The sequence below is a fragment of the Pseudomonas sp. D3-27 genome, assembly GCF_051132165.1.
GTDB lineage: Bacteria > Pseudomonadota > Gammaproteobacteria > Pseudomonadales > Pseudomonadaceae > Aquipseudomonas.
Map to the genome: position 1 here is coordinate 1,935,578 of NZ_CP071667.1, position 19,738 is coordinate 1,955,315.

General features: G+C 61.0%; 19 protein-coding genes. 13 read left to right on the plus strand and 6 right to left on the minus strand.

The window, feature by feature from the left end; genetic code table 11:
- Positions 1–254: 254 nt before the first annotated feature.
- Positions 255–1,067 carry an alpha/beta fold hydrolase gene (locus J3P92_RS09040; RefSeq protein WP_434650455.1) on the plus strand — a complete coding sequence of 271 codons (813 nt, stop codon included), beginning with the start codon at positions 255–257 and terminating at the stop codon, positions 1,065–1,067.
- A 48-nt stretch (positions 1,068–1,115) separates the two neighbouring features.
- On the opposite strand, the gene dsbG is transcribed toward J3P92_RS09040, so the two are convergent.
- The 4 genes from dsbG to J3P92_RS09060 all read right to left on the minus strand — a co-directional run bounded on the left by dsbG (position 1,116) and on the right by J3P92_RS09060 (position 5,497).
- On the minus strand, positions 1,116–1,883 hold the full coding sequence (dsbG, locus tag J3P92_RS09045) for a thiol:disulfide interchange protein DsbG (RefSeq protein ID WP_434650457.1): 768 nt from the start codon (positions 1,881–1,883) through the stop codon (positions 1,116–1,118).
- A complete protein-coding gene (locus J3P92_RS09050) occupies positions 1,859–2,728 on the minus strand; it encodes a TlpA family protein disulfide reductase (RefSeq protein WP_434610468.1) in 870 nt (289 codons plus the stop codon). Before J3P92_RS09050 ends, dsbG begins: the two co-directional genes overlap by 25 nt.
- Entirely contained in the window at positions 2,728–4,455 is a 1,728-nt protein-coding gene (gene dsbD, locus J3P92_RS09055; RefSeq protein WP_434650459.1) for a protein-disulfide reductase DsbD, read from the minus strand. The genes J3P92_RS09050 and dsbD overlap by 1 nt, the downstream gene beginning before the upstream one ends.
- A 103-nt stretch (positions 4,456–4,558) precedes the next feature.
- Positions 4,559–5,497: a sel1 repeat family protein gene (locus J3P92_RS09060; RefSeq protein ID WP_420764757.1), complete on the minus strand. Its 939-nt coding sequence runs from the start codon at positions 5,495–5,497 to the stop codon at positions 4,559–4,561.
- A 212-nt stretch (positions 5,498–5,709) separates the two neighbouring features.
- On the opposite strand from J3P92_RS09060, the gene J3P92_RS09065 reads away from it, so the two are divergent.
- The 4 genes from J3P92_RS09065 (at position 5,710) to J3P92_RS09080 (ending at position 9,564) form a co-directional block, all read left to right on the plus strand.
- Positions 5,710–6,390 carry a response regulator gene (locus J3P92_RS09065; protein ID WP_420764756.1) on the plus strand — a complete coding sequence of 227 codons (681 nt, stop codon included), beginning with the start codon at positions 5,710–5,712 and terminating at the stop codon, positions 6,388–6,390.
- A complete protein-coding gene (locus tag J3P92_RS09070) occupies positions 6,390–7,721 on the plus strand; it encodes an ATP-binding protein (RefSeq protein WP_434610473.1) in 1,332 nt (443 codons plus the stop codon). Before J3P92_RS09065 ends, J3P92_RS09070 begins: the two co-directional genes overlap by 1 nt.
- 122 nt (positions 7,722–7,843) lie before the next feature.
- A complete protein-coding gene (locus J3P92_RS09075; protein ID WP_434563195.1) occupies positions 7,844–9,253 on the plus strand; it encodes an aspartate aminotransferase family protein in 1,410 nt (469 codons plus the stop codon).
- Positions 9,254–9,336: 83 nt separating this feature from the next.
- Positions 9,337–9,564: an MbtH family protein gene (locus J3P92_RS09080; protein WP_420764753.1), complete on the plus strand. Its 228-nt coding sequence runs from the start codon at positions 9,337–9,339 to the stop codon at positions 9,562–9,564.
- A 121-nt stretch (positions 9,565–9,685) separates the two neighbouring features.
- Here J3P92_RS09080 and ppsR read toward each other — a convergent pair whose 3' ends face one another.
- Entirely contained in the window at positions 9,686–10,504 is an 819-nt protein-coding gene (gene ppsR, locus J3P92_RS09085) for a posphoenolpyruvate synthetase regulatory kinase/phosphorylase PpsR (RefSeq protein ID WP_420764752.1), read from the minus strand.
- Between the two features lie 184 nt (positions 10,505–10,688).
- Between ppsR and ppsA the strand changes: the two genes are divergently transcribed.
- The 8 genes from ppsA (at position 10,689) to J3P92_RS09125 (ending at position 18,791) form a co-directional block, all read left to right on the plus strand.
- Complete coding sequence (gene ppsA / locus J3P92_RS09090) at positions 10,689–13,064, plus strand: phosphoenolpyruvate synthase (RefSeq protein ID WP_420764836.1); 2,376 nt, start codon at positions 10,689–10,691, stop codon at positions 13,062–13,064.
- Between the two features lie 136 nt (positions 13,065–13,200).
- Positions 13,201–14,190 (plus strand): alpha/beta fold hydrolase, encoded by a 990-nt coding sequence (locus tag J3P92_RS09095; protein WP_434650461.1) that lies wholly within the window; start codon positions 13,201–13,203, stop codon positions 14,188–14,190.
- A 128-nt stretch (positions 14,191–14,318) separates the two neighbouring features.
- Positions 14,319–14,810: a ribonuclease E activity regulator RraA gene (gene rraA, locus J3P92_RS09100; RefSeq protein ID WP_420764750.1), complete on the plus strand. Its 492-nt coding sequence runs from the start codon at positions 14,319–14,321 to the stop codon at positions 14,808–14,810.
- Between the two features lie 25 nt (positions 14,811–14,835).
- Positions 14,836–15,831 (plus strand): zinc transporter ZntB, encoded by a 996-nt coding sequence (locus J3P92_RS09105; RefSeq protein ID WP_420764749.1) that lies wholly within the window; start codon positions 14,836–14,838, stop codon positions 15,829–15,831.
- 63 nt (positions 15,832–15,894) lie between these two features.
- Entirely contained in the window at positions 15,895–16,140 is a 246-nt protein-coding gene (locus J3P92_RS09110; RefSeq protein WP_420764748.1) for a CrfX protein, read from the plus strand.
- A 2-nt stretch (positions 16,141–16,142) separates the two neighbouring features.
- Complete coding sequence (locus J3P92_RS09115; RefSeq protein ID WP_045155488.1) at positions 16,143–16,967, plus strand: mechanosensitive ion channel family protein; 825 nt, start codon at positions 16,143–16,145, stop codon at positions 16,965–16,967.
- 91 nt (positions 16,968–17,058) lie between these two features.
- Entirely contained in the window at positions 17,059–17,649 is a 591-nt protein-coding gene (gene sigX, locus J3P92_RS09120) for an RNA polymerase sigma factor SigX (protein WP_420764747.1), read from the plus strand.
- Positions 17,650–17,756: 107 nt separating this feature from the next.
- The gene (locus tag J3P92_RS09125) at positions 17,757–18,791 is read left to right on the plus strand and encodes an OmpA family protein (protein ID WP_186609887.1); all 1,035 of its coding nucleotides are present in this window, start codon (positions 17,757–17,759) and stop codon (positions 18,789–18,791) included.
- A 186-nt stretch (positions 18,792–18,977) separates the two neighbouring features.
- Here J3P92_RS09125 and cobA read toward each other — a convergent pair whose 3' ends face one another.
- Entirely contained in the window at positions 18,978–19,733 is a 756-nt protein-coding gene (cobA, locus tag J3P92_RS09130; RefSeq protein WP_420764746.1) for a uroporphyrinogen-III C-methyltransferase, read from the minus strand.
- Positions 19,734–19,738: the final 5 nt, after the last annotated feature.

The window sequence follows — 19,738 nt, forward strand, 5'->3', positions numbered from 1 at the left end:
CATCGCGACAGGCTCGCTCCCACAATGGATCAGAGTCCAGAGATCAAAATGTGTGAGCGAGCCTGCTCGCGATGGGGGGCGAGACTTTTGTCGCGGTTTTGCGATCGAACCGTCGAGCTATCGTCAGTGGCTGCGTTTATCTACTGTCAGACCTTACAGGTCGTTACGAAGCGGTTTAGGCCAGCGGTTGACGCTCAGTGCGGGTCACGGCAGTCTCCCCTAGGCCATTCCATTGCCAAACAAGGAGGTCACCGATGCCCTTTGCAACGATTGACGGACAACCGCTCCATTACCTGGACCAGGGCCAAGGCCCGGTAGTGGTGCTGGGTAGCAGCTATTTGTGGGACCAGAGCATGTGGGCGCCACAGGTCGATGCCCTGTCGAAACACTATCGGGTCATCGTCCCGGAGCTATGGGGCCACGGGCAATCCGGGCGACTTCCCGAGGGCATGACCTCACTGGACGACCTGTCCCGCCAGACACTGGCGTTGATGGATCACCTGGATATCGACTGCTTCAACCTGGTCGGCCTGTCGGTGGGCGGAATGTGGGGGGCGCGGTTGGCGCTGGCAGCGCCTAAGCGAGTGAGTTCGCTGGTGTTGATGGACACCTACGTCGGGGTAGAGCCGGAACCGACCCGCCAGTATTATTTTTCACTGTTCGACAAGATCGAGGCCAGTGGCAGCGTGCCCGAGCCGCTGCTGGATATCATCGTGCCGATTTTCTTCCGGCCGGGCATCGATCCGCAGTCGGCGCTCTACCAGCAGTTTCGTGCCACCTTGGCCGCGCTGCCAACGGATCGCCTGAGGGACAGTATCGTGCCGTTGGGGCGGATCATTTTTGGTCGGGACGACGTCCTGTCGCGCCTGCCTGAACTGGATGCCAGGCGCACGCTGGTGATGTGTGGCGACCAGGACAAGCCGCGGCCACCGTCCGAGGCCCTGGAAATGGCCGAGCTGATCGGCTGCGAACACATGCTGATTGCGCAGGCGGGGCATATATCCAACCTGGAGAATCCGGAATGTGTGACTGAAGCGTTGTTGGGATTTCTGAAACGGATGCACTGACTTTGTGGCGAGGGGATAAATCCCCTCGCCACAGTTCAGTGTTCCGGATCACTTAGGCCCGAGAATCTTCACCAGTTTGTCCGACGACGGCGCGCCTTTCTGCTGTTGCAGTTCGCCCTGGTCATCGAGGTAGAAAATGGCTGGAGTGGAGGACAGCTCCAACTCGTCCATCAATTGCTGATTGGCGTCCAGTTTCGCCTGGATGGCCGGTGGTATTTCCTTGAGCGGCTTGAGCGAGCTGCCCTTGCCGGCTTTCTCATGGTCGGCCAGCGCCTTTTCCGGCGCCTTGGCCGCGAGCAGGGCGGCCGATTTGCCGGGGCTGTCTTCGCGGATGATGCCCACCATGATGTGACGCAACTGCACCTTGCCGGCCTTGACCCACGGCCGGGCCTGTTCCCAGAACATGTTGCAATACGGGCAATTGGGGTCACTGAACAGGTACACGGTGCGCGGTGCGTCCTTGCTGCCGTCGGCGATCCAGTTGCTGGCCTCCATTTTCGCCCAGATTTCCTTGGCCATCGGGGCATAGACCAGTTTTTGCAGCGGTTCGGCGCTCAAGTCCTTGCCGTCGGCGTCGTACAGGTTGCCCAGCAGGACGTGTTTGCCGTCCGGCGTCAGGTACAGCGCCATCCCACGGTTCTGGTATTGCGCCGCGTAGCCGCGCAGGCCGTCCGGTGCTTGGAAGGTGCCGACGATTTTCGCGCCCTTGGCTTCGATCTTCTTGATGGCCGCTGGCAATTCTTCGGCGTGAAGCAGCGGTGCCTGCAGCAACGCGCCGGCGAAAGCCAGGGTCAGCAGGTGGTGGAGGCGGGGCATGGCAGTTTCCTTGTAGAAGGTGGGATCGCCGAGGTTGGACCCGGCGTTTCGAAATTTTCCAGGGCGCGGGCCAGGCTGGCTTCCGACAGTTCACCCAGGTGACTGCCGAGCAGGCGGCCATCGGCGCCGTAGAACAGGGTCGTCGGCAAGGCCATTGACCCGACGGCCTGGGCGAGACGGCCACTGCCGTCGAACAGCACGTTGTGCAGGCTCAGGCCCTGGGTGGCGAGGTAAGTGCTGACGCTATGCATGCTTTCGGCCTGATTGACGAACAGGAAAGTCAAGTCCGGGCGTTCCAGTTGAGCGGCTTCCAGCACCGGCATTTCGCGACGGCAGGGCGGGCACCAGGTGGCCCACAGATTGACCACCAGAGGCCCGCCCTGATAGTCGGTAAGTTTCACCGTTTGGCCGTCGGCGTTGCGCAGCTCGATCTCCGGCAACCGCGTGCCTTGGTCATAGATGGTCAATGACATTGTCGCCACCAGCCAGAACAGCAGGCCGCTGCCCACACCAAAGCCCAATGGCCGGCGCAGGGTCGGTCGGCGCCGCGCCCACAGCAGCGCCGCGGCCAACAGCACCAATATCCCCGGCCATGCAAGGAAACCGCCATCGCGCAGATCGACGATCTGCCAGAGGTCGTCCCGATAATGGTTCCAGTACGCCACGACAAAACCTGTTCGCGCGGCGAGCAGCCCGAGCAAAAACAGCACGAACAGCACCGACTCGGGGTTCTCGCCCCCGCGCTTGGCCACTCGCCAGCCGACGAACGTCGCCAATGCCAGCGCGCTGATCAACAGGAGGTGATGGATAGCGATGGCAAAGGTGCCCAGGGTAAAGGTCAGCATCAGCCTGCATCCCGGGTCAGGTTCCAACGCTCCAGGAAGCCTTTGGCATCGATCTCGCCCGTGATGCGCTGGCCACGGCGTTCTTCTGCGTCGGGCCCGATCCACAGCAGGCTGGGCGGGCCCGGCACCTGGTAGCGCTGGAGCAGCGCTCGGCTGGCGGCGTTGTCGGCAGTGACGTCCAGGCGCAGCAGGCGCACGTCGCTAAGCGCGGCCATGACTTCGGCGCGGCCAAACACCTGTTTCTCGATGATTTTGCACGACACGCACCAATCGGCGTAGTAGTCCAGCAGGACCCATTGGCCCTGGGCCTTGGCGCTGTCCAATTCCCGTTGCAGGGCGGCGGGCTCGCTGACGGTGATGAAGGCGTCGTGGGCCTGGGCAGTCGCATTGCCCTGGGCACCGCTGTAGACCTCCAGCGGCTTGAACAGATCGTCGCTGCCTCCCGCCGCCCCGACCACCAGCAGGCTTCCCCACAACCCGAACAGCAGCGATACGCTGCCCCACAGATAGGGCGCGCGACCGAACCCCTGGGTCTGGCGCCAGGCGCAGTAAGCGGCAATCAGCAGCAGAGCGCCCCAAAGGCCGATCCACAGCGAGCCGTCGATGACCGGGCGGATCATCAGCAACGCGGTACCCAGGAACAGGAAGCCGAATACGCCCTTGAGCAGGTTCATCCAGGCGCCTGGCTTGGGCAGGAAACGATTGCCGACGGTCACCAGCAACAACAGCGGCAGGCCCATGCCGACACCCATGGTGAACAGGATCAGGCCGCCATGCAGCGCGTTGCCGCTCTGGGCGATGTACAACAGCGCGCCGGCCAGCGGCGCAGTCATGCACGGCCCTACCAACAGACCGGACAGGGCTCCCAGAACGCCGGCACCCACCAGGCTGCCACCGCGGCGCTGGCGGCCGGCGTTTTCCAAGCGATCACGCAGGGCGGCTGGGAGTTGCAGTTCGAAAAAGCCAAACATCGGCAGCGCCAATACAACGAAGATGGCCGCGAAGGTGCCCAGCAACCACGGTTGTTGCAGCAATGCCTGCAGATTGGCTCCCAACAGCGCGGCGAGCACGCCCATGGCGGCGTACACCATCGCCATGCTGATCACGTAGCTGCCGGCCAACGCCAGGCCGCGCCGGGGGCCGGCGCCGCTACCCACCACCAATCCCGCCAGGATTGGCAGCATCGGCAGCGAACAAGGGGTAAACGCCAGCAACAGCCCAAGGCCGAAGAACACCAGCAGGCTCCAGCCCAGCGCGCGCTGCTGCAAGCCGCTGGCCAGCGCCTGGTCTTGCGCCTCGCCAGTGCTTGCCACCGGTGCGGCGCCGCCCAGGTCTAGGATTTGGGTCTGGGGCGGATAGCACAGGCCCGCATCGGCGCAGCCCTGGAAACCGACCTTGACCTTGCCGGTAGCCCCGGCGGGAATCTTCAGCTCCAATGCCTGGCGGTAGACTTGCTGTTCGCCGAAGAACTCGTCGCTGTGGGCTTCGCCCTCGGGCAGCTTCGGTTTCTGCGCTTCGGCCAGGCCATCGAACTTGAGCCGCTGCTGATACAGGTAATACCCGTCGGCGATCTGCCAGAACAACTGGGTTTCACCGGAGTCCAGGCGTTCGGAAGTAAAGACGAATGCCTTTTCCACCGGCAGGAAGTCGGGCTTGGTTTCGAAGGGATTGGCGGCCTGGGCCAGGCCCGAGATCAGAAACAGCCACAGCAAAAACAATCGACGCATGGGGTAGAGCCTTAGAACCAGGAGAGTGAGGCGCACAGTGGCGGCTGGCGATTAACCTTAAGTTAACGCCAGCCTACAAACGTGCCGGCACCCGTCGGGCCAATCAGAATTCCTGATAGGTTAACCGGTATTCGGACATCGGGGGATGGCTCAGTTTCCACGCTTGGGCCTGTTGCTTGGCGTCGGTGATTTCTTGCGCGGTCAATTGCGCTTCGAGGTGGGCGAGATTTTTGACAGTATCAGCGTGGCGCTTGAATTGGCGCGTTGTATCACTGACCAGCCAGAGCAGAGCGTAGGCTTTGACAAGGTCTTTTTCGTAGCCGTATTCCTGTTCATCCTCGTCCATGTCGTATTCCGTCGAGATCGCAAAGGCGTAGTCCAGCAAGGCATTGACATCATTGAGCTGAAGCCTCTTTTCCAGCCAGGCACGTCTGGTTGTCTTATCGCGTACTGTTAACAGTCTGGGGTACCACGCCATGGCTTTGGGCAAGCCCGCAATCGCGGCCTCCAGCAGGAGTCTCGTCTGTTCAGCCGTTGGGGTGAGGCCGGAGGGGACAAGTTTTTCATCCCTTCCATACAAGTAAGCCAGGATACATTTGGCCTCGGAGGAACCGGCTCGCTCGGATTTTCTCAACGACTCGATGTCCCCCGTCAATTCGTAAAGCTGTAGCAGGCGCTCAGCCGGGTCTGCGTTGGCTTCAGCCAATGCCTTGGCCTTGGCCAACGACGTTTCGTCCGCCAGTCGCAGCAGGGCGTAGAAATGATCTTGACCAGCAGCCTTTTGGTACCAGTTTCGCGCCTCTTCGGTCATGTTTCCGGCGTCACGCCTCAGCACCTCCGCCAAGGCATATTGCGCTTCTTTGTTGCCATCCGTGGCAGCTATCAATAGATGGAGTTTCGCCCTGTTGAATTCTCCCAGGTTGTATAACTCCAGGCCCTCGTTTGTCGCCATTGTTCGTTGCTTTTTTACATGGTCGACCAGGTTTTGGATCGCGGTGACAAAGTCGGCGTAACTGAGCAGCGCGTTCGTATGCGTATACATGTTGGGATACCTGCTTCAATAAGGAAAATATGTGTCCAGCGGGTACCAAAGTAAAAGCGACGGTCCATTCGGGTGCGGTATATATGTATGGCGATGGGTTCGAATGTTTCCAACGGTTACTGGTATGCCTCGCACCCACGGCTTTGCGGGCTGCCATAATTGCGCCTTAATGTTCACTTGGTTCAATCGCGGCTTTTGCCCATGGAGCGTTCATGCACGTATTGGTATGCGAAGATGATGCGCTGATTGCCAGCGGCATCGTGGCCGGGCTCACGGCTCAAGGCCTGACGGTCGAGCACGTCGCCACGGCATCGGCGGCGCGGGCCATGGTCGGCGTGGCGACGTTCGATGTCATGGTGCTGGACCTCGGCTTGCCCGATGAAGATGGCCTCAAGCTGCTCAAGCAATTGCGCCAGCAGGGCCTGGAAATCCCGGTGCTGATCCTGACCGCGAGGGACTCGGTGACCGACCGTGTCGACGGCTTGCAGGCCGGCGCCGATGACTATCTGCTCAAGCCCTTCGACCTGCGCGAGCTGGCGGCGCGCCTGCATACGTTGTTGCGGCGCGTTGCCGGGCGCAGCGTCAACCTGATCGAACATGGTCGCCTGACGTATGACCCCAGCAGCCGGGAAACCACCCTGGACGGCCAGCCGGTTGACCTCTCCCGGCGCGAGCAGGCGCTATTGCAGGCGTTGTTGCACAGCCGTGGCCGGGTGCTCTCCACCGAGCAACTCAAGGACAGCGTCTACGGCTTCAATGACGAGCTGGAAAGCAATGCGCTCAACGTCCATATCCACCACCTGCGACGCAAACTGGGCAATGGCGTTGTCGAGACGGTGCGCGGGCTGGGCTATCGCCTGGGGCCGGCCGACGGCGGGGAATCTTCCAAGTGATGAGCCTGCGACTGCGCTTGAGCCTGACCCTGGGCGCGGCATTTGCCCTGATCTGGGCCTTGGCGGCGGCGTGGATGCTCAGCGACCTGCGCAATCAGATGATGTTTTCTCTCGATCAGCGCCTGGTCGCCTCGGCACAGATGGTCGCCGGGCTGCTGGAGCAATTGCCGCCGGTGCCCAGCAAGGGTGAGGGTACGCATTTCAGCGCCGAACAACTGAGCGTCCCGGGGGGCATGGCTTGTCAGGTTACCTCGTTGCGGGGCGAGATCCTGGCACGCAGCCACGACACCCCGGGACAACCGCTGGAAGCCGAGAAGATGGGCTTTCATGACCAGATGATCGATGGCGCGCCGTGGCGCAGCTTCACCCTGGCCCGTGGCGACTTGCGTATCACCACCGCCGACCGCCAGATTGAACGCGAAGCCTTGAACATGTCGGTGCTGCTGGCGGCGTCGGTGCCGGTCGGCGTGGCGTTGCTCGGTTGCCTGTGCCTGTTGTGGCTAGGCGTCGGCCAGGGCTTGGCGCCGCTCAATCGCATGCGCGATGCGTTGACGCGGCGTAACGCGGACTCCCTGGAGCCGTTGCAGATCCAGCCGTTGCCCAGCGAGTTGCAACCCTTGCTGGAAACCCAGAACCAGCTGCTGCTGCGCATCGGCAAGGCCATCGAACGTGAGCGCCGCCTGACCGGTGACGCGGCCCATGAATTGCGCAGCCCCTTGACCGCCATCAAGACGCACCTGCAGGTGGCGCGCATGACCGACGGCGCCGCTCGCGACCAGTCCCTGGCGCGGGCGGAGGAGGGCGCCGATCGGTTGCACCGTACCCTGGAACAATTGTTGTTGCTGGCCCGGGTCGAGGGCAGCCTGTCGTTCGACGACGGTGTGCAATGCAATGCCGCGCAAGTCGCGCGGCTGGCTATCCAGGACGCGGCCAATGGCGCTCCCCAGCGAATCAGGCTGCATGTCTCGCCGCAATTGTCCGATGCGCCGGTCCAGATGCCGGCGGTCTTGTCCATAGCCGCGCTGCGCAATCTGTTGGACAACGCCTTGCGCCATACCCCGGACGATACTGACGTCGAGCTGAACCTGGAAATGGTGGGCCAGCGCGTGCGTTTCCAGGTACGCGACCACGGGCCCGGCATTGCCGCCGACGATGTCCAGCACCTGACGCAGCGCTTCTGGCGCACTGGGCAGAGCGAAGGTTGCGGGTTGGGGCTGGCGATCGTCCAGGCCATCGTTCAGCGATGCGGCTGCGGCTTGCAGTTCGATAGCCGCCCGGACGGGCTGCGGGTCGAGCTGACCGTGCCGCTGCAAGCCTCTTTGACTCAGTAGATAGCCCGAGGCAGTAAATCCGTGCCTCGCTGATGCGTTCCCACAACAGGAAACCTGCATGTGCGCTGCGAATGCGCACCTGCCCGGTGCGCCGTTTGGTCACTCATTGCGGGGTCGAGAACATGTCAGTCACAAGTCCTATCGAAGCGTCGACAGTACGAGGCGGCTCCACGCCGGTCGAGACGCTTTACCAATTCGACGAATCACCGTTGCTGGCGCGCCAGAACCGCCAGGAATCCAATGCACGCAGTTATCCCCGACGCATACCCCTGGCGCTCAAACGCGCCAAGGGGCTGTACGTCGAAGACGTCGAGGGCCGTACTTTCATCGATTGCCTGGCTGGCGCCGGCACGCTGGCGCTCGGGCACAACCACCCGGTAGTGATCGAGGCGATCCGGCAAGTGCTTGCCGATGAACTGCCCCTGCATACCCTGGACCTGACCACGCCGGTGAAGGACCGCTTTGTCCAGGATCTGTTCGGCCTGTTGCCGGCAGCCCTGGTCGCCGAGGCGAAGATCCAGTTCTGCGGCCCCACCGGCACCGACGCCGTGGAAGCGGCGCTCAAGCTGGTACGTACCGCGACGGGGCGTAGCACGGTGCTGTCGTTCCAGGGCGGCTATCACGGAATGAGCCAGGGTGCGTTGAGCCTGATGGGCAGCCTGGGGCCGAAGAAGCCCTTGGGCGCCTTGCTCAGCAACGGCGTGCAGTTCATGCCGTATCCCTACGATTACCGCTGCCCGTTCGGTTTGGGCGGCGCGGAAGGCGTCAAGGCCAACCTGCATTATCTGCAAAACCTGCTGAACGATCCGGAGGCCGGCGTGCAATTGCCAGCGGCCGTCATCGTCGAAGTGGTGCAGGGCGAGGGCGGCGTCGTACCGGCCGACCTCGACTGGCTGCGTGGCTTGCGGCGGATCACCGAGCAGGCTGGGGTGGCGTTGATTGTCGATGAAATCCAGAGTGGCTTCGGCCGGACCGGCAAGATGTTTGCCTTCGAGCATGCCGGAATCGTCCCGGACGTGGTCGTGCTGTCCAAGGCCATCGGCGGCAGCCTGCCGCTGGCGGTCGTGGTGTATCGCGACTGGCTCGACACCTGGGCGCCGGGCGCCCATGCCGGCACGTTCCGGGGCAACCAGATGGCCATGGCAGCCGGTTGCGCTGTGATGCGTTATCTGGTGGAACACGACCTGCCGGCCCACGCCACCGCCATGGGCGAGCGCTTGAGCGAGCATTTGCTAATCCTGCAACGGGATTTCCCGCAGATGGGCGATATTCGCGGTCGCGGCCTGATGCTCGGCGTCGAGTTGGTCGACCCTGCGGGCGTGCCGGACACCCAGGGGCACCCACCGGTGCATGCGCGTCTGGCGCCACGCTTGCAGCGCGAGTGCCTCAAGCGTGGGCTGATCCTGGAGTTGGGCGGCCGACAGGGCGGCGTGGTGCGGTTCCTGCCGCCGTTGATTATCACGGCGACGGAAATCGATCGGGTCGCCGACATTTTCCGGCGCGCCCTGGAAGCCGCCGTGGCCGATGCCTAATTTTCCCTCGGCCCGGTACGTTCCTTTCATACCTTGGCTGCGCCCGTGGCGCGGCGAACCTTGAGCAATGACGGAGAAACACCATGACTTCAGTATTCGATCGCGAGGACATCCTCTTCCAGGTCGTGGTCAACCACGAAGAACAATATTCGATCTGGCCGGACTACAAAGCCATCCCGGAAGGCTGGCGTACGGTCGGCAAAAGCGGCTTCAAGAAGGAATGCCTGGCGTATATCGAAGAGGTCTGGACCGACATGCGCCCGTTGAGTTTGCGCAAGAAGATGGAAGAGCAGGCGGCCTTAGCGCAGTAGACCGCGGACACATGTGGAAGCGAGCCTGCTCGCGATGCAGGCAACTGGGTCTTTCAGTCAGACCACGGTGATGCTATCGCGAGCGGGCTCGCTCCCGCAGGGCTTTGTGGTGTTGCGGGTTTTATTTGAACCGCCGCTCCACGCCTTTCTCCACCAGGATCTTCGCCGATATCTCTTCCACGGAAAAATGCGTGGAGTTGATATGGGGAATGTTCTCCCGCCGGAACAGGTTTTCCACTTCGCGCACTTCGAACTCACACTGGGCGTAGCTCGAATAGCGGCTGTTGGGCTTGCGTTCGTTGCGGATCGCGGTGAGGCGGTCCGGGTCGATGGTCAGGCCGAACAGTTTGTGCTGGTGGGCGCGCAACGCATTGGGCAGTTGCAGGCGCTCCATGTCGTCTTCAGTCAACGGATAGTTGGCCGCGCGGATGCCGAATTGCATCGCCATGTACAGACACGTCGGCGTCTTACCACACCGCGACACACCCACTAGGATCAGGTCGGCCTTGTCGTAATAATGCGTGCGGGCGCCGTCATCGTTGTCCAGCGCAAAGTTGACCGCCTCGATCCGCTCCATGTAGTTGGAGTTGTGACCAATGGAATGGGACTTGCCGACCGAATAGGAAGAATGTTCGCTCAGTTCCTGTTCCAGGGGCGCCAGGAACGTGGAAAAAATGTCGATCATGAAACCATTGGACGTTGCGAGAATCTCACGGATGTCCTGATTGACGATGGTGTCGAAGATAATCGGGCGAAAACCGTCGTTTTCGGCGGCTTTATTGATTTGCTGTACCATGGCCCGCGCCTTGTCGACGCTGTCTATGTAGGGGCGTGTCAGCTTAGTGAAGGTAATGTTTTCGAACTGCGCCAACAGGCTCTGGCCCAGCGTTTCGGCCGTGATGCCGGTGCCGTCGGAGATAAAGAAAGCAGATCGTTTCATTTGCGCCTTGGGCCTTAAGCTAGTGAGCTAGTCACGATTCTTGGATATGATAGGCGCGATTTGCCGGCCGCCCGTGGCCCGCATTCTCACTTATTTTCCAGGTCCAGGCCATATCGCCGGTGAGCGCTCCCCTGGAGCCGCCGGTACCTTGAGCTTTTCCAACACAGTCAGTGGAGAGATCACCTTGGTAGAGTACGTAGTTTCCCTCGATAAGCTCGGCGTCCATGATGTAGAGCATGTGGGGGGCAAGAACGCATCCCTGGGCGAGATGATCAGTAACCTCGCGGGCGCCGGAGTATCGGTGCCGGGTGGCTTCGCCACGACCGCCCAGGCTTATCGTGACTTCCTGGAACTGAGCGGCCTGAACCAGCAGATCCACGATGCGCTCGACGCCCTGGACGTCGATGACGTCAATGCCCTGGCCAAGACCGGTGCCCAGATCCGCCAATGGATCATGGAAGCCGAGTTTCCCGAGAAGCTGAACAGCGAAATCCGCACGGCTTTTGCCAAGCTCTCCGAAGGCAACCCCGACATCGCTGTCGCCGTACGCTCCTCGGCCACCGCCGAAGACTTGCCGGACGCCTCGTTCGCCGGCCAGCAGGAGACTTTCCTGAATATCCGTGGCGTGGAAAACGTCATCCGAGCCGCCAAGGAAGTCTTCGCCTCCCTTTTCAACGACCGTGCCATTTCCTACCGCGTGCATCAGGGCTTCGACCACAAACTGGTCGCCCTATCCGCCGGTGTGCAGCGCATGGTCCGCTCCGAAACCGGCACCGCCGGCGTGATGTTCACCCTCGACACCGAGTCGGGCTTTCGTGACGTCGTGTTCATCACCGGCGCCTATGGCCTGGGTGAAACCGTCGTGCAAGGCGCGGTGAACCCCGATGAATTCTATGTCCACAAGGGCACCCTGGAAGCCGGTCGTCCGGCCATCCTGCGCCGCAACCTGGGCAGCAAGGCCATCAAGATGGTCTATGGCGACGAAGCCAAGGCGGGTCGTTCGGTCAAGACCGTCGATGTCGACAAGGCTGATCGCGCGCGCTTCTGCCTGACCGACGCCGAAGTCAGCGAGCTGGCCAAGCAGGCGATGATCATCGAGAAGCACTACAAGTGCCCGATGGACATCGAGTGGGCCAAGGACGGCGACGACGGCAAGCTGTACATCGTGCAGGCCCGTCCGGAAACCGTGAAGAGCCGCACCCAGGCCAACGTCATGGAGCGCTACCTGCTCAAGGAAACCGGCACCGTGCTGGTGGAAGGCCGCGCAATCGGCCAGCGCATCGGCGCCGGCAAGGTGCGGATCATCAAGGACGTCTCGGAGATGGACAAGGTCCAGGCCGGCGACGTGCTGGTCTCCGACATGACCGACCCGGACTGGGAACCGGTGATGAAGCGCGCCAGCGCCATTGTCACCAACCGCGGTGGACGCACTTGCCACGCGGCGATCATCGCCCGTGAGCTGGGCATTCCGGCCGTGGTCGGTTGCGGCAATGCCACCGAACTGCTCAAGGACGGCCAGGGCGTGACCGTTTCCTGCGCCGAAGGCGACACCGGCTACATCTTCGAAGGCGAGTTGGGCTTCGACATCAAGAAGAACTCCGTGGACGCCATGCCGGAGCTGCCGTTCAAGATCATGATGAACGTCGGCAACCCGGACCGTGCCTTCGACTTCGCGCAGCTGCCGAACGCCGGCGTGGGCCTGGCCCGCCTGGAGTTCATCATCAACCGCATGATCGGCGTGCACCCCAAGGCACTGCTGAACTATGACGGCCTGCCACAGGACATCAAGGACAGCGTCGACAAGCGCATTGCCGGCTACGACGACCCGGTCGGTTTCTACGTCGAGAAGCTCGTGGAAGGCATCAGCACCCTGGCGGCGGCGTTCTGGCCGAAGAAAGTCATCGTGCGGCTGTCGGACTTCAAGTCCAACGAATACGCCAACCTGATCGGTGGCAAACTCTACGAGCCCGAAGAAGAGAACCCGATGCTGGGCTTCCGTGGTGCGTCGCGCTACATCAGCGAATCGTTCCGCGATTGCTTCGAACTCGAATGCCGTGCCCTCAAGCGCGTGCGTAACGAGATGGGCCTGACCAACGTCGAGATCATGGTGCCGTTCGTGCGCACCCTCGGCGAGGCGAGCCAAGTGGTCGACCTGTTGGCGGAAAACGGCCTGGCCCGTGGCCAGAATGGCCTGCGCGTCATCATGATGTGCGAACTGCCGTCCAACGCGATCCTGGCCGAAGAATTCCTCGAGTTCTTCGACGGCTTCTCCATCGGCTCCAACGACCTGACCCAACTGACCTTGGGTCTGGACCGCGATTCGGGGATCATCGCCCACCTGTTCGACGAACGTAACCCGGCGGTCAAGAAGCTGTTGGCCAATGCTATCGCCGCCTGCAACAAGGCCGGCAAGTACATCGGCATCTGCGGCCAGGGCCCTTCGGACCACCCGGACCTGGCCAAGTGGCTGATGGAGCAGGGTATCGAAAGCGTTTCGTTGAACCCGGACTCGGTACTGGAAACCTGGTTCTTCCTGGCTGAGGGGCAGGCTGCGGTCTGATCGAGTGAAGGGGCCTGATCGGTAATGTAAGCCGGGGTAATTCCTTGTGGTATCCGGCGGCCAGTCTTCCGGCCCCTTTTGATTTGAAGTAGGGCGGGCTCCATTTGGAAGCCGCCCTTTTTTGTGCAAGAAGATCATGCAAAGCAGCAGCAACCTATTTCCTGTCGCCCTGATCAGCGCCGAGCGGCGTGGCGATCTGAGCGAAGATGTCTATCGTTTGAAACCCGGTAACAGCCCCGACTACAGCGTCGAGCTGGCCGTCACCCGGCTGGGCATGGCCGATGTCGGCGAAACCCGGGGTGTCCCGGTGATCCTGTTGCACGGCAGTTTTTCCAACCGTCGCTTCTGGTATTCGCCTAAGGGGCTGGGGCTGGGGGCGCACCTGGCGCGGTTGGGGTTCGATGTCTGGATTCCCGAAATGCGCGGGCATGGCTTATCCCAACGAAACCAGGGCTACCGCAACAACCGCGTGGCCGACTACGCCCGGTATGACTTGCCGGCCATCGGCGCCTTCGTGCGCGAGCAGAGCGGGCAGGTGCCCCATTGGATCGGTCACTCGCTGGGCGGCATCACCCTGGCAGCGGCCTTGGGCGGCCATTACCTGGGCGCGCCTGCCGTTGCATCGGCGGCATTTTTTGGTACACAGGTCAGCCGTACCTATTGGCCACTGAAAATTCCCCCGGTTGAATGGAGCGGGCGCTTCATCCTCAAGCGTTTCGCCCATTTGTCCGGTTCAAGGCTCAAGCGCGGCCCAGAAGATGAGCCCATCGGCCTGGCCCTGGAGAGCCTGCGCTGGTATGGCCTGTTCGGGCGTTTCGGCGATGCCGAGAAAAACTGGTGGGCGGGCCTGGCCGACGTGCAGGTGCCGGTGCTGGCGGTGAGCGCCGCCGGCGATCAGCAGGATCCTACCTGGGCATGCCGCAAACTGTTCGAGCAGATCGGTTCCGAGCACAAGCAATTTGTCTGCCTTGGGCGCGAACAAGGCTTCGGCGATGATTTCGGCCACGTCGAAATGCTCGTCAGTAAAGCCGCCCAGGCCGAGGTCTGGCCATTGGTGGCTCGGTGGCTGGAGGATCAGTGCGGACCGTTGCCGGCGGATCAACCCCACCTGGCGGAGGCGGTTTGACGCGAAGGCTCTGAGGAGGGCATTTCGCTCTGGACTGCTTGCGGCTAAGATATGACGCGTTCCGCTGTTCCGGTCACAAACAGCGGTTCACTTCAGCCCGACGTTCCAGCCCATACAGGAGTTGTTCGATGAACCATTACCTCACGCCTGACCTGTGCGATGCCTATCCAGACCTCGTGCAAGTGGTGGAACCGATGTTCAGCAATTTCGGCGGCCGCGATTCCTTTGGTGGCGAGATAGTGACCATCAAGTGTTTCGAAGACAATTCCCTGGTCAAGGAACAGGTCGAGCTCAAGGGGGACGGCAAGGTGCTGGTGGTCGACGGCGGCGGTTCCCTGCGTCGGGCGCTGCTGGGAGACATGCTGGCGGAAAAGGCCGCGAAAAATGGTTGGGAAGGGTTGGTGATCTACGGTTGCATCCGCGACGTCGACGTCATTGCCCAGACCGACCTCGGCGTCCAGGCCCTGGCCAGCCATCCGATGAAGACCGACAAGCGTGGCATCGGCGATCTCAATGTGGCGGTCACCTTTGCTGGCGTGACGTTCCGTCCGGGTGAATATGTCTATGCGGACAATAACGGCGTGATTGTCTCGCCGAGCCCGTTGAAGATGCCTGAATAAAGCGTTGCAGCCATAAGGGATGAGGATGTTCGAGGAAGAAAACGCGCAATGGGGGCTGGTGCATGCCCTGGTGCTGGATGGTAAAGGTGGCGCGCGTTCGATAGCCCGGACCGAACTTGACGATCTGCAGCTGCAGGCCCATGAAAGCCTGTGGCTGCATTGGGACCGCAGTCATCCGCAAACCCATACGTGGCTGCGCAAATCCAGTGGTTTGAGTGAATTCAACTGCGATCTGCTGCTTGAAGAGAACACCCGTCCACGACTGCTGCCGCTGCCCAACGCCGAACTGCTGCTGTTTTTGCGTGGGATCAACCTCAATCCGGGGGCCGAGCCGGAAGACATGGTGTCGGTGCGCATCTTTGCGGCGGCGCAGCGAGTGATTTCCCTGCGGCTGCGCCCTTTGCGCGCCACCGATGAGCTGCTGGCCGAGCTGTCCGAGGGCAAGGGGCCCCGGACAGCTTCGGAACTCATCCTTTATATGGCGCAGTACCTGACCAATAAGGTGCAGGACCTGGTGACGTGCCTGTCGGAAATCGTCGACACCGAGGAAGAAAAGCTCGATACCGACGAACGGTATACGCCTGAGCACGATGCCATTTTGCACATCCGTCGCCGGGCTGCCGGGCTGAAGCGATTCCTGGCGCCGCAACGGGATATTTTCGGCCAGATGTCGCGAATCAAGTTGCCCTGGTTCGTCGAGGACGACGGTGACTACTGGAATGAATTGAACAACAGCCTGACCCGCTATCTCGAAGAGCTGGAACTGACTCGCGAGCGCGTGGGGCTGGTACTGGAGGCCGAGGACCGGCGCCTTTCAGTGCGCATGAACCGCACCATGTACCGCTTCGGCATCATCACTGGGATCTTCCTGCCGATGAGTTTCCTCACGGGGCTGCTGGGCATCAATGTCGGCGGCATTCCGTTTTCCGAGAGCCCCTATGGTTTCCTCGTCGCTTGCCTGCTGATGGTCTGCGTTGCGCTGGGGCAATGGTGGCTGTTTCGCCGTTTGCGTTGGGTGTGATGGGGTTTCATGTGACCCGACGAAATCTGATCGCGTCTTCCACAGACATCACGAGAGGTGCGTATGCACGATCCGTTTGAACAGTCTCTGCGCGACATGCTCAAGGCCTCGCCGTCCAGCCGGGACGACGATGCATGCCTGGGCCGTGTACTCAAAACCGCCAACCGCCAGGTGGGCGCCGGCGATCTGTTCAGCCTGCTGGGCCGTTGGGTGCCAGCGCTGATGATCGCCCTGAACAACGGGTCGGCCCACGTCTCGCCGGTTTCCCGTCGCAAACCTGTTACTCGCACCGCTGATAAGGCTGACTGAATATGGAACTTGATCTCTGGACCCAGAGCCTCGTCACGGCAATGACTGCGTTGTGGACCAAGATAGCTAACTTTATTCCCAATCTCTTCGGCGCTCTGGTGGTGCTGTTGTTGGGTTTTGTCGTGGCCAAGCTGCTGGACACGTTGCTGTCCAAGCTGCTCGCCAAATTGGGCCTCGATCGCCTGATGGGCGGCACCGGCCTGACCAAGCTCTTGTCCCGTGGCGGCATCCAGGTTCCGATCTCGACCTTGGTGGGCAAGATCGTCTATTGGTTCGTGCTGCTTATATTCCTGGTTTCCGCGGCTGAGTCCCTGGGCCTGGAGCGCGTTTCAGCGACCCTGGACATGCTGGCGCTGTATTTGCCGAAGGTGTTCGGCGCTGCCTTGGTGTTGCTGGTGGGCGTGTTGCTGGCGCAACTGGCCAACGGCCTGGTGCGCGGCGCCGCCGAAGGTGTCGGGCTCGATTATGCTTCGGGACTTGGACGGATTGCCCAGGGCCTGGTGATCATCATCAGTATTTCGGTCGCGATCAGCCAGTTGGAGGTCAAGACTGACCTGCTCAACCATGTGATCGTGATTGTCTTGATTACCGTTGGTCTGGCGGTTGCGCTGGCCATGGGGTTGGGAAGCCGGGAAATCGCCGGTCAGATTCTTGCGGGAATCTATGTGCGTGAGCTCTACGAGGTTGGGCAACAAGTGCGTGTTGGAGAGGTCGAAGGCCAGATCGAAGAGATCGGCACGGTGAAGACCACATTGCTGACCGAGGAAGGCGAGCTGGTGTCGCTGTCCAATCGGATTCTGCTGGAACAGCATGTGAGTAGCCGCTAACCCGGCAAATCCTGCTAATGTATGCCGCCGCAAAATGCCTGGTACCGCAGGCTGCGGCGCACATTGACCTAGACTGTCGGCCCGACTTGTTTTGAACAAACCCCAATCGCTATCCACGCGCTACGACCCCCGTGATCTCTCCGATGAGGAGTTGGTCGCGCGCGCGCATTCGGAGCTGTTTCACGTCACACGCGCATACGAAGAGTTGATGCGCCGTTACCAGCGAACATTATTTAACGTTTGTGCAAGATATCTTGGGAACGATCGTGATGCTGATGATGTCTGTCAGGAGGTGATGTTGAAGGTGCTGTACGGCTTGAAGAACTTCGAGGGGAAATCGAAGTTCAAGACGTGGCTATATAGCATCACCTACAACGAATGCATCACACAGTATCGCAAGGAGCGGCGAAAGCGTCGGTTGATGGACGCGTTGAGCCTTGACCCTCTCGAGGAAGCGTCCGAGGAAAAGGCGCCCAAGCCCGAGGAAAAGGGTGGACTCGATCGCTGGCTGGTTTATGTGAACCCGATCGACAGGGAAATTCTGGTGCTACGATTTGTCGCAGAACTGGAATTCCAGGAGATCGCAGACATAATGCACATGGGTCTGAGCGCGACAAAAATGCGTTATAAGCGCGCGCTCGATAAGCTGCGTGAGAAATTTGCGGGCATAGCTGAAACTTAGTTCAGCGCAAATATCTCTTACGTGTAGGCAAGTTCTGATAGACTTGCCGCCGAGTTGTCCCCCGGTTTGCGGGACTGCTTCACAATCACCAGATGGGGATTTAACGGATGAAACTGAAAAACACCTTGGGCTTTGCCATTGGTTCTTTGATTGCTGCCACTTCGTTCGGCGCTCTGGCACAAGGCCAAGGCGCAGTTGAAATCGAAGGCTTCGCCAAGAAAGAAATGTTCGACAGCGCTCGTGATTTCAAGAACAACGGCAACCTGTTCGGCGGTTCGGTTGGTTACTTCCTGACCGACGACGTTGAACTGCGTCTGGCCTACGACGAAGTGCACAACGCACGTACCGACGATGGCACCAACGTCAAGGGCGCGAACACCGCTCTGGACGCTCTGTACCACTTCAACAACCCAGGCGACATGCTGCGTCCTTACGTTTCGGCCGGTTTCTCCGACCAGAGCATCGACCAGAATGGCAGCAACGGTCGTAACCGTTCTACCTTCGCCAACGTTGGTGGCGGCGCCAAGCTGTATTTCACCGACAACTTCTACGCCCGTGCTGGCGTTGAAGCTCAGTACAACATCGACCAGGGCGACACCGAGTGGGCTCCTAGCGTCGGTATCGGTGTGAACTTCGGTGGCGGCTCCAAGCCAGCTGCTGCTCCAGTTCCAGCACCTGCTGAAGTCTGCTCCGACAGCGACAACGATGGCGTGTGCGACAACGTCGACAAGTGCCCTGACACCCCAGCCAACGTAACCGTTGACGCTGATGGCTGCCCAGCTGTTGCTGAAGTCGTACGTGTTGAGCTGGACGTCAAGTTCGACTTCGACAAGTCGGTCGTTAAAGAAAACAGCTATGGCGACATCAAGAACCTGGCTGATTTCATGAAGCAGTACCCATCCACCAGCACCACTGTTGAAGGTCACACTGACTCCGTCGGTCCTGACGCTTACAACCAGAAACTGTCTGAGCGTCGTGCAAACGCCGTTAAGCAAGTTCTGACCAACCAGTACGGTGTTGAATCGTCCCGCGTTCAGTCTGTTGGCTACGGCGAATCCCGCCCAGTTGCCGACAACGCCACTGACGCTGGTCGTGCAGTCAACCGTCGCGTAGAAGCGCAGGTTGAAGCTCAAGCTAAGTAATTAGCCCACAGCACTAGAAAAACCCGGCTTAGGCCGGGTTTTTCTTTGTCTGGGATTTAATGGGACGGCTTGTGCAGAACCTGTGGGAGCGAGCTTGCTCGCGATGGCAGTGTGTCAGTCCATGTATGTGCGACTTAACCACCGCCATCGCGAGCAAGCTCGCTCACACAGGTTTTGGTTTGTCTGTTAGAGGGCGCAAACCTGGGCCCAGGCAGGCGGGGAGGTGGCAAGCTCAGCGGCAGCCGCCACCGCACCAATCACCAGGATCGCCGGACTCTTGAGTTGAAACGCGCTGGCGTCGGTTTCCATCGATGCCAGGTCGCTGCGGCAGTCGCGCTGGTGGGGCAGGGAGGCGTTTTCAATCATGGCGACCGGTGTATTCGCCGCCATACCGCCCGCCAGCAATTGCTCACGGATCTCGCTCAGTTTCGCCACCCCCATATACACCACAAGGGTCGTCCCGCCCTGGGCCAGGGCTTGCCAGTTCAGGCTGCTGCCGTCCTGGGTATGGGCGGTGACCAGCGTCACGCCACGGGCAACGCCGCGTAAGGTCAGTGGAATATCGCATTGGGTGGCTCCGGCAAGACCCGCCGTGATGCCATTGACCAGTTCCACCTCGACCCCGTGTTCGCGCAGCCACTGCGCTTCTTCGCCGCCCCGGCCGAAAACGCACGGGTCGCCGCCCTTGAGGCGTACCACGCATTTGCCTTGGCGGGCATAACGCAGCATCAGTCGATGAATGAACGCTTGTGGCGTGGAGCGGCAACCGCCGCGCTTGCCCACGGCGATGATGCGCGCGCCCGGGCAATGTTCCAGCACTGCCTCGTTGACCAGGTCATCGATCAACACGACGTCGGCTTCGCCCATGGCGCGCACGGCTTTGAGGGTCAGCAATTCAGGGTCGCCAGGACCCGCACCTACCAGCCAGACTTTTGCGTTCATAGTGT

Excerpts from the sequence above, each read along its gene's own strand:
- J3P92_RS09040 (WP_434650455.1), top strand. The coding sequence starts at position 255 with ATGCCCTTTGCAACGATTGACGGACAACCGCTCCATTACCTGGACCAG.
- dsbG (WP_434650457.1), bottom strand. The coding sequence starts at position 1,883 with ATGCCCCGCCTCCACCACCTGCTGACCCTGGCTTTCGCCGGCGCGTTG.
- J3P92_RS09050 (WP_434610468.1), bottom strand. The coding sequence starts at position 2,728 with ATGCTGACCTTTACCCTGGGCACCTTTGCCATCGCTATCCATCACCTC.
- dsbD (WP_434650459.1), bottom strand. The coding sequence starts at position 4,455 with ATGCGTCGATTGTTTTTGCTGTGGCTGTTTCTGATCTCGGGCCTGGCC.
- J3P92_RS09060 (WP_420764757.1), bottom strand. The coding sequence starts at position 5,497 with ATGTATACGCATACGAACGCGCTGCTCAGTTACGCCGACTTTGTCACC.
- J3P92_RS09065 (WP_420764756.1), top strand. The coding sequence starts at position 5,710 with ATGCACGTATTGGTATGCGAAGATGATGCGCTGATTGCCAGCGGCATC.
- J3P92_RS09070 (WP_434610473.1), top strand. The coding sequence starts at position 6,390 with ATGAGCCTGCGACTGCGCTTGAGCCTGACCCTGGGCGCGGCATTTGCC.
- J3P92_RS09075 (WP_434563195.1), top strand. The coding sequence starts at position 7,844 with ATGTCAGTCACAAGTCCTATCGAAGCGTCGACAGTACGAGGCGGCTCC.
- J3P92_RS09080 (WP_420764753.1), top strand. The coding sequence starts at position 9,337 with ATGACTTCAGTATTCGATCGCGAGGACATCCTCTTCCAGGTCGTGGTC.
- ppsR (WP_420764752.1), bottom strand. The coding sequence starts at position 10,504 with ATGAAACGATCTGCTTTCTTTATCTCCGACGGCACCGGCATCACGGCC.
- J3P92_RS09095 (WP_434650461.1), top strand. The coding sequence starts at position 13,201 with ATGCAAAGCAGCAGCAACCTATTTCCTGTCGCCCTGATCAGCGCCGAG.
- rraA (WP_420764750.1), top strand. The coding sequence starts at position 14,319 with ATGAACCATTACCTCACGCCTGACCTGTGCGATGCCTATCCAGACCTC.
- J3P92_RS09105 (WP_420764749.1), top strand. The coding sequence starts at position 14,836 with ATGTTCGAGGAAGAAAACGCGCAATGGGGGCTGGTGCATGCCCTGGTG.
- J3P92_RS09110 (WP_420764748.1), top strand. The coding sequence starts at position 15,895 with ATGCACGATCCGTTTGAACAGTCTCTGCGCGACATGCTCAAGGCCTCG.
- J3P92_RS09115 (WP_045155488.1), top strand. The coding sequence starts at position 16,143 with ATGGAACTTGATCTCTGGACCCAGAGCCTCGTCACGGCAATGACTGCG.
- J3P92_RS09125 (WP_186609887.1), top strand. The coding sequence starts at position 17,757 with ATGAAACTGAAAAACACCTTGGGCTTTGCCATTGGTTCTTTGATTGCT.
- cobA (WP_420764746.1), bottom strand. The coding sequence starts at position 19,733 with ATGAACGCAAAAGTCTGGCTGGTAGGTGCGGGTCCTGGCGACCCTGAA.